Annotated in this window: 10 protein-coding genes; 8 read left to right on the top strand and 2 right to left on the bottom strand. The window is 49.9% G+C overall.

The genetic code is table 11. From position 1 onward, the window contains the following. From QMA35_RS20325 to QMA35_RS20295, 7 genes are all read left to right on the top strand, one after another. Positions 1-218: hypothetical protein (locus tag QMA35_RS20325; protein WP_281648975.1), on the top strand; the 218-nt coding region annotated here is incomplete at its 5' end. Between the two features lie 51 nt (positions 219-269). Beyond that, a complete protein-coding gene (locus tag QMA35_RS20320) occupies positions 270-635 on the top strand; it encodes a head decoration protein (protein ID WP_281648974.1) in 366 nt (121 codons plus the stop codon). 27 nt (positions 636-662) lie between these two features. Beyond that, the gene (locus QMA35_RS20315; protein ID WP_281648973.1) at positions 663-1,655 is read left to right on the top strand and encodes a major capsid protein; all 993 of its coding nucleotides are present in this window, start codon (positions 663-665) and stop codon (positions 1,653-1,655) included. Between the two features lie 10 nt (positions 1,656-1,665). Further along, entirely contained in the window at positions 1,666-1,965 is a 300-nt protein-coding gene (locus tag QMA35_RS20310; protein ID WP_281648972.1) for a hypothetical protein, read from the top strand. Next, positions 1,955-2,545, top strand: a complete 591-nt coding sequence (locus QMA35_RS20305; protein ID WP_281648971.1) for a hypothetical protein — start codon at positions 1,955-1,957, stop codon at positions 2,543-2,545. The genes QMA35_RS20310 and QMA35_RS20305 overlap by 11 nt, the downstream gene beginning before the upstream one ends. Then, on the top strand, positions 2,526-2,930 hold the full coding sequence (locus QMA35_RS20300; protein WP_281648970.1) for a hypothetical protein: 405 nt from the start codon (positions 2,526-2,528) through the stop codon (positions 2,928-2,930). Before QMA35_RS20305 ends, QMA35_RS20300 begins: the two co-directional genes overlap by 20 nt. Before the next feature lie 31 nt (positions 2,931-2,961). Next, on the top strand, positions 2,962-3,702 hold the full coding sequence (locus tag QMA35_RS20295) for a hypothetical protein (RefSeq protein WP_281648969.1): 741 nt from the start codon (positions 2,962-2,964) through the stop codon (positions 3,700-3,702). A gap of 38 nt (positions 3,703-3,740) precedes the next feature. Here the strand turns inward: QMA35_RS20295 and QMA35_RS20290 are convergent, their stop codons facing one another. Both QMA35_RS20290 and QMA35_RS20285 read right to left on the bottom strand, forming a co-directional pair. Next, positions 3,741-5,654, bottom strand: coding sequence for a DUF4105 domain-containing protein (locus QMA35_RS20290; RefSeq protein WP_281648968.1), 1,914 nt, complete (start codon positions 5,652-5,654; stop codon positions 3,741-3,743). 72 nt (positions 5,655-5,726) lie between these two features. Then, positions 5,727-6,254, bottom strand: a complete 528-nt coding sequence (locus QMA35_RS20285; protein WP_281648967.1) for a DUF3015 family protein — start codon at positions 6,252-6,254, stop codon at positions 5,727-5,729. Positions 6,255-6,358: 104 nt separating this feature from the next. Between QMA35_RS20285 and QMA35_RS20280 the strand changes: the two genes are divergently transcribed. Beyond that, positions 6,359-7,791: tape measure protein (locus QMA35_RS20280; RefSeq protein ID WP_281648966.1), on the top strand; the 1,433-nt coding region annotated here is incomplete at its 3' end.

Raw genomic sequence — 7,791 nt, 5'->3', positions numbered from 1 at the left:
CACAATCTGATCAGGCTCCTGCTTATATTCAGGCGGGTAAGTCTGTCGAACAGGTGCGCACGGAGTTATTTGAACAACTCACCCGTCAGCAGCCAACGATAGATAACAGCCTCACGCCTCAACAACACCATCAGCCCAACAATACAGACACAGGTCATGCGCCCAAACTGGATGTTCAGGCGCTCTATCAGAAACGTAATAAACACAGTTACCAATAAACAGTCGTCAGTTAACCGCTCCCTGCCAGCTTCATTTATAAGGAAATCAACATGGCCACATTGAAGGAATCCGTGCACACCGGAGAGTTTCTGGTGTCTGAAGGAAACAACAGCATCAGTCGGGAACAGATAGAACTGGCTCCCGACCTCAGCCTGCTATCAGGTACCGTATTGGGCAAAAATACGGCGACCAACGTCTATAGCCCGGTATTGCCAGAGGCTGACGACGGCAGCCAAATGGCGGCAGGCATTCTGTATAACAACGCCACAACTTATGCCACCGGTGGTGAAGCGGTGCTGATTGCCCGCAGTGCTGAGGTGGATGAAAGCCTGCTCATTTGGCCCGACAGCATTACTGATGAACAAAAAGCGACGGCCATCACGGAACTGGCGGCACTGGACATTATTCTGCGTTAACCCTTCCTGGACGAAAAGGATACACGGATGAATCTTCTCGATATTTTTGGCAATGATGCCTTCAGCATGAGCTCTCTCACCGCCACGATTAACGATGCCCCCTATAAACCGGGGCGTATTGGCAGTATGGGGCTGTTTATTGATGCCGGGGTGAATACCACCACGGTGAGTGTGGAATCGAAAAACGGCACATTACGTTTACTGCCGACAAAAGAACGCGGCGCTCCGGCGACTCAGGCGAAAGGAACCAAACGCGCTTTGCGTGATTTTCGGGTGTCTCATATTCCCCACGATGGCACTATTCTCGCCGATGAAGTGCAGAATGTACGAGCCTTTGGTTCCACCAGTGCCCTGACAGGTGTTCAGGCGGTTGTGAATCAACGGCTCACCGATATTCGTGTGAATCATGAAGTCACTCTGGAACACCTGCGCCTTGGTGCACTGAAGGGGCAGATTCTGGATGCCGATGGCAGCATCATCTACGACCTGTTTGACGAGTTCAAAGTTGATCAGCAAACCCACACCTTTGAATTCAGCAATGACGAGCTGGATGTGCGAGACAGCTGCGTCAAGATGCGCCGCAAGGTCGATGAAGCTCTGGGTGTGACCATGTACTCCCACCTCCATGGCTTCTGTGGCGCGGAGTTTTATGATGCGCTGATTGGTCATCCTTATGTGAAAGAGTCCTACCAGCGTTATCAGGCTGGAGCTATGCTGCGTAATGATTTCAAGGAAGGGTTTCATTACTGCAACACGCTCTGGGAAGAGTATATGGGCCAGGTGGATGGCGTACCGTTTATCGAACCGGATGAAGCTTATGTGTTCCCCATGGGCTCGAATATCTTCCGGACCTGGTTTGGTCCGGCGGATTTTATCGAAACCGCCAACCAGATCGGCTTGCCATTGTATGCCAAGCAGAAGCCTTTGGATTTTGATAAAGGTATCCAGCTGCACACCCAATCCAACCCGTTACCACTGTGCCTGAAGCCCCGGGCAGTGATTAAGTGCACGTTGTCTTAACGGTCGCATGATGGGAATAGAGGAACACTTCACCAACCTGGATAAAGTGGTGATGAAAACCTTTGCCCGGGAGTACGCCTGGACCAACAAGGACGGGCAGTCCACGAATATTCCGGGCGTACTGGTGCGGGATGTTCAGCCAACCGGCGCCCATGGTGCGGTGATGCAGGGGCAAGTGACCATCACCGTGTCCAATATCCTTAAACTCCAGCGCAATGATCAGATCAGCACATCACGTGAGCGTTGGCGCGTGGACCGCAAGTTGAAAGACGACGGCTCACTGGCTAAGTGGAGCTTGCATGCAGATTGATATGCAACTCGATGGTCCGCTGCGAACGTTGGTGGCTGACTTTGATAATGCCCCCGCGAAAACGGATACCGCTATTCGTCGCGCTATGACCAAGCTGTCCCGTTTTGCGGAACGGCAAGTATTGCGGGCACTCAGTCGTGCGACACAGGTCTCCCAGAAAAAGGTGAAGGAACTGGGCCGGGTCAAAGTCTCCCTTTACAAGCCCGGTCAGCGTTCGGATCAGTATGAACTTGTGATCTGGATCGGGTTGGCGGATATCCCCGCTCATTACCTGGGGCGACCGGTGCAAACTGGCGGTGGTGTGAGAACTGGTCGTTATCGGTGGGATGGAGCATTTGTGTTTCAGCCGGTGGGAGCCAGAAGCGAGATGGTGTTTCGCAGAACACCTGAATGGAAACATAAGAAACAGGTGTCTCTGAAAAGCGGCCGGACAATGTGGATGGGGTTGCCCATCGAGAAAGTCTCCCTTCCTATTGCCAACGCAGCCCGGCAAGCCATCAACCCGTTACAGCCACAACTACTGGAACGCTTTACCACGTTGATGCAACAGGAACTCAACTATGCCTATCGCATCGAGTGAACAGATCATTGTTGATGCCATTATTGAGAAACTCTCAGTCGTAGCTGAAACCAAGTTGGGTTATGCCGCCACCGGCCTAGATGATGACCTTTCAACTCCGGCCATTCTGGTGCAACTGGAAAGTCTGACAGAGCTTTCTCGTCAGGGTGAGAAAGGACGGTTTGAGTTGCAGTTTACTATCAGCGCAGTGGTGAAAACATCAGACCAGACCACCAGCGATTTGATCAGCCTGACCAGACAATTACGTGCGGCCTTAAATCCGACAGACAAGCTCTGCCCGGACGCTCGTAAACAGACCTTCAGTGATACCCGTTTTGATATTGCCCCCCACCACGGACAACTGTCGTTTGCCGACAGCACTTTGACCGTGGAAGCCATTCTCTAAACCGCTCTCAAATACTGACAAGGACGACACTATGATTGATTACAGTTTTATCGGTGCGGGCTCTGTGCATATTCAGCCCTATGATAAATCCGCCCCACTGTTGCCTATGGGCAATATCAGTGAGTTTGCCTTTAGCTTTGAAGAAGAGAAAAAGGAACAGAAAAACTTCCTCGGCGGTGGTGGCCTGCGTAATGTTGTGTCACGCATTTCCGGTATTACCGGTTCAATCAAAGCTCATGATTTCACCCCGGCCAATATTGCCCTGGCCCTGCGGGCTTCGCTGGATGCTATTGGAGCAACCGCCATCACAGACGAGCAAGTCACAGCGCACGGTGTTGATAACGAACTGATTCCTTTTCGCTATATCCCAGACCTCACCCAATCTATCAGCGTCAAAGACAGCGATGATCAGGTACTCGTTTTGGGAACAGATTACGCAGTCGCTCGATCGGGTATTCGAGTATTGGGCGGTACGGAAATCGCCAGTGAAACCTTAACCGTGGATTACACCCCCAAACCAGGACACGCCATTCAGGCACTGGTGGAATCCGGTAAAGAGTTTTCATTATTCATGGAAGGCTTGAACGATGCCCAGGAAGGGCGACCGTTTACTATTCGCGTGTATCGAGCCAAGTTCTCGCCGGTACAGAACCTTGGCTTTATTTCGGATGATTTTGCTGAGATCGATTTGGCGATGGATATTCTGTCTGACCCATTAGTAACAGGCTCTGGGTTGAGCCCGTTTATGCAGTTGGATTTGGTGGAGGAATAATCCAGTCTGCTCTTTAACAAGACAGGCTGCATATTCAACTACCAATAATAACCGATGCCAAGAGATAACTCAGTCGCCTCATCAGCCAAATAACCAAAGCGTAGATCCCAATTCGGGGTTATGGGCTTGCGCAGTGTTAATGAATGAGTGGTGCGGACGTCTTTTTTGCGGTGTTTAGGGTGCCAGTTCTGTCTAAAAGTACCCTGAAGACTGTACTGTTGGCCTGTGTATAGGGCTTGTATTTTGCCATAGCCAAAAAATGGAGAGGTTTGGTGCTTGCGAGATTGTAATGCAGCGCCAAGTGATCCTGAAAAAGCTATGTTTTCAGTAATTTTCCAAGTTTTACCCCGGTCAGTTTCCAGCCTGAAAACCCGGCAGTCTGTGCAGAACTGTGAAAGACTTGTCCATGTCAAAGCCAGTTGCCAGGCATTGTTGTTATCTCCGGGAAGGCCTGTAGCCTGTGTGTTTGCATTGCTAATTCGGGCGATTTCCAATTCTCGTAAATAGAAACTTTTATCCTGATATTCAACAGAGAGCTTACCCATAGCCAACTGAGCCCCCAACTTGTGACCAGGTCCGGCGTCTAGAGCATCATAATATGCGGGGCGAAATGTTAAAGCCTGACCATTTCCACGTTTGTTATTATGGAATGCTTTGAGCTGAACCCATGATGGAGGTCTTCCGAGGTGTGGGGATAATGGCGTCGATTTTTTCATGACAGACAAACCTGGGGGTAGCTGGTAACGCAGAGCCAGAACTTTCTGCTGTATTGGTCTGATTCTTTCCGCTCTCTCTTTTTGGGTGATTTCCAAAAAACGAAAATAATCCAACAGTGTATCCAGTATCAGGTGCTGCCCTGTTAATGGCATATTTCTGAACGTGCCAGTATTCAAGCTATCAATATCATCGAGAGCAGTTGTCACTAGTGTCTTTTGTAAAGGAGTAAGGCTTGAAAAGCGTTGATAAAGCCGTGTTTGTCTGGATGCATGGAAGGTCGCCTGCCTCAGTAAAGGTTGCCCTGCATAGACGCTACTACCAATCAGTTGTATTTGTGTCTGTGGTATGACCCATGGATAAGGAGAGGGATTAACAGAAACACCTTCAACAATTTCCAATAGTTCACCCAGTCGATAGGCGCAGTTATGAGTAAAGAAGTAGTAGGTATACTTTTTTCTTTGTATTTCCCATATATGCGCCAGGATAAATGAGACGGCTTCAGGAGGAAGGCTTAGTTCATATTCCCATAAGTCACGAAGTTCAAGCTCTCCATAGCTTTGGTTGTGGTGATAGTATCGAGCTTGACTAAAACCAGCCTCGTAAAAACCAGCAATACCTCTTAAAACATAAAGTACCGGGTTTTCGTTTTCGGGTACAAGAGCGCCAAAGTTCACAGCTGTGTTCAATAGCTGCTGAGAGTTTGAAGACTTCAAACTCTCAGGCTGATTAAACTTAAGCAAGGTGTGTCCGTAATAAGACGCAGGATTTCCTAAAAAGCCAGTTGCATAAATAACACTGACCGAATCGGCACGAGTTTGCTCCAGCCATTCAGTGTAGGCAGGGCACACGATATCTGTGAGCATACCCTTTTGGAGAGGAGTGAACAGGGTGCGTTTTAACCATTGATAGCGAGCAGGAAAACGACATTGAATATGGTTATTAATATCGCCTTGAGCGGGTTTGAATATCCCGTAGATCGTTTCTTTTAGCTCTTCATCGAAATCAGTTGCGCCTTTCGGATGAATAAAAAAATCTGTGGAGTGAATGGCGCTTTTCAGACCGTTAATGCCGGATGTCTCAGCATGCAGAAGCTTCAACCAAGCGGGATGCTCGGCAAGCTTCAGTGTATCCGCTCGATGTAATGCATCAACAATGAGATGACTTTCAGCCGTTGCTGCGTGTGCGAGCCTCAGGCCGGACAATAATAAAAGACCAATGAACAGAAACACGCGCATGAAGATAAACCGATAAAACAGTATTCGGGTTACAAAAGCTGGCGCAAGTGGCGCCAGCTATGGAGAGGTTATTCAGATAGTGCAGCTTTCTGGAGACTTTGAAATTGAACTGTCCAGGGCGTCGTAGTATGAAGAGGACTTCTCAACCAGGGATTTGGCTGAATAGTTGCCTTGCACTACCTCGGCTGCCATGTTCTGACGTACAGATTGAGTGAGTGCTGGGTGAGATGAGGCTGCACAGCCCCGGAGAGTCAGCATGGCTGTTAAATGTTGGCCTTCTCCGCGCGCAGTTTCCTCAGCAATGTTTTCATAGTTATCAATGATAAACTGAGCTGTTTCTACCTGTTTACTGTTACAGGTTTCGGGGCTTGCAGTCGCTGATGTTAAGCCCGTTAGACCTAAATCCCAAATAACGTTAGATGTCACTGCTGCCCAGCTTACGGTAGGGAACAATGCCGCGCCAATACCGCACTCGCTGAAAGGGTTTGGACCAACCCCTGTTTGCTGATGTCCTGCAGCGCCTACTGTCGCACTACTAAATGAAAACGTGAGAGCTGAAATTAATGCACCTGTTGTCAGTACTTTTTGAAGCAACATCATAATCCTTCTTAGTATTTTCTTTTTTTGCGTGCCCGGTAAAGGGGTAGAGCATTCTACGCATTGATATGTCAATGTGAAATCAAAAACAGGTATTTATACGACATATGTCAAGGCGATCATTCATCCAGCTCACCCTCAAAGCCCGCGATCTCCTCTCCCGCATCGTCCGTAAATCCAGTGATTCCCTGAAACAACTGGAAGACCAGACTCAAAGCCTGAAATCCCGCCTCAAAACCCTTGAACAGCAATCCCGCCTGATTTCCACCTTCAAGGCCCAGGCGACGACTGTCCAAAGTGTTAGTCGTGCTTACCGTGAGGCCAGGCTGAAGGTGGAGCAGCTGGCCCGGGAGCAGGGCCAGTCGGCTACGTCTTCCAAGCGCCTGGAAAGGCAACTCACGGCTGCCCGTAAAACAGTTTCAGGCTTATCCGTTCAATACCAAACCCAGCAGCGGAAATTGTCCGGTCTACGGGATGAATTGAACAAAAACGGATTGTCCAATCGTAATCTCAACAAACAACAAAACCGGTTGCAGGCGGAGCTGAAACAAACTTCACAATCGTTGGAGCAGGTACAGAGGAAGGCCAAACAATCTCGGTCGGCTCTTAAGAAGACGGGCTTTCGGGAGATGGGGCGAGATGCGCGCCGGGCCGAGGGGCGTATTGAACGACTGGGGGCGTCTTTACGCAACCTGGTATTAGCCAGTACCGGTGTGTATCTGTTGAAACGGGCGATGCAGTCTGTGTTGCAGGTGGGCGATAAGTACGAACGGCTCGGGATTCAGATGGAAGCCCTGATGGGCAGTCTCGCCGCCGGTCAGCAAGCCACCGACTGGATTAAACACTTCACCAAAACCACACCGCTCCAACTCGATCAGGTCACCCAAGCCTTTGTCACCCTGAAGAACTTTGGTCTTGATCCTATGGACGGCACTTTGCTGGCACTGGTGGATCAGAATGCCAAGTTGGGCGGTGAGTTTGAACGGCTCAAGCGTATTTCCCTGGCACTGGGGCAAGCCTTCGGTAAGCAGAAACTCCAAGGGGAAGAGCTCAGGCAATTAATCGAAGCCGGTGTGCCCGCATGGCAGTTGCTGGAAAAAGCCACCGGCCAGAATGTTCAGCAACTGCGCACACTCTCAGAGCAGGGCAAACTCGGTGCTGATGTCATTCAGGCACTGATTGCCGAGATGGGCAGCAGTTCAACCGGTGCGGCCCAGAAGAATATGGCGACGCTGGCGGGTCTCTGGTCGAACATGAAGGACCGATTTGAGCTGTTCGCCAAGGCCATCAGTGAGAGCGGTTGGGCCGACTATATCAAGGCCCAGCTGACAGCCGTTGGCAACCGGCTGGATGAGATGGCCAGCAACGGTCAGCTGCAGACACTGGCCACCAATATTTCCGCCACTTTCATTGCTATTGCTGAAAGCGTGAAAGCCTTCTTTGCCAATCTGACCATTGATGAGCTGGTCAACACCACCACGGCAGGATTTCAGAAGATTGTCGATGCCGCCTCCACAGTTATCACCACTTTTACCGTCAT

Source organism: Parendozoicomonas sp. Alg238-R29, from assembly GCF_947331445.1.
Classification (GTDB): Bacteria; Pseudomonadota; Gammaproteobacteria; order Pseudomonadales; family Endozoicomonadaceae; genus Sansalvadorimonas.
The sequence above is the reverse complement of the archived record's forward strand: the minus strand, read 5'-3'. Positions and strand labels throughout refer to the sequence as shown.

Coding starts and splice junctions, on each gene's coding strand:
- QMA35_RS20320 (WP_281648974.1), top strand. CDS start 270: ATGGCCACATTGAAGGAATCCGTGCACACCGGAGAGTTTCTGGTGTCT.
- QMA35_RS20315 (WP_281648973.1), top strand. CDS start 663: ATGAATCTTCTCGATATTTTTGGCAATGATGCCTTCAGCATGAGCTCT.
- QMA35_RS20310 (WP_281648972.1), top strand. CDS start 1,666: ATGGGAATAGAGGAACACTTCACCAACCTGGATAAAGTGGTGATGAAA.
- QMA35_RS20305 (WP_281648971.1), top strand. CDS start 1,955: ATGCAGATTGATATGCAACTCGATGGTCCGCTGCGAACGTTGGTGGCT.
- QMA35_RS20300 (WP_281648970.1), top strand. CDS start 2,526: ATGCCTATCGCATCGAGTGAACAGATCATTGTTGATGCCATTATTGAG.
- QMA35_RS20295 (WP_281648969.1), top strand. CDS start 2,962: ATGATTGATTACAGTTTTATCGGTGCGGGCTCTGTGCATATTCAGCCC.
- QMA35_RS20290 (WP_281648968.1), bottom strand. CDS start 5,654: ATGCGCGTGTTTCTGTTCATTGGTCTTTTATTATTGTCCGGCCTGAGG.
- QMA35_RS20285 (WP_281648967.1), bottom strand. CDS start 6,254: ATGATGTTGCTTCAAAAAGTACTGACAACAGGTGCATTAATTTCAGCT.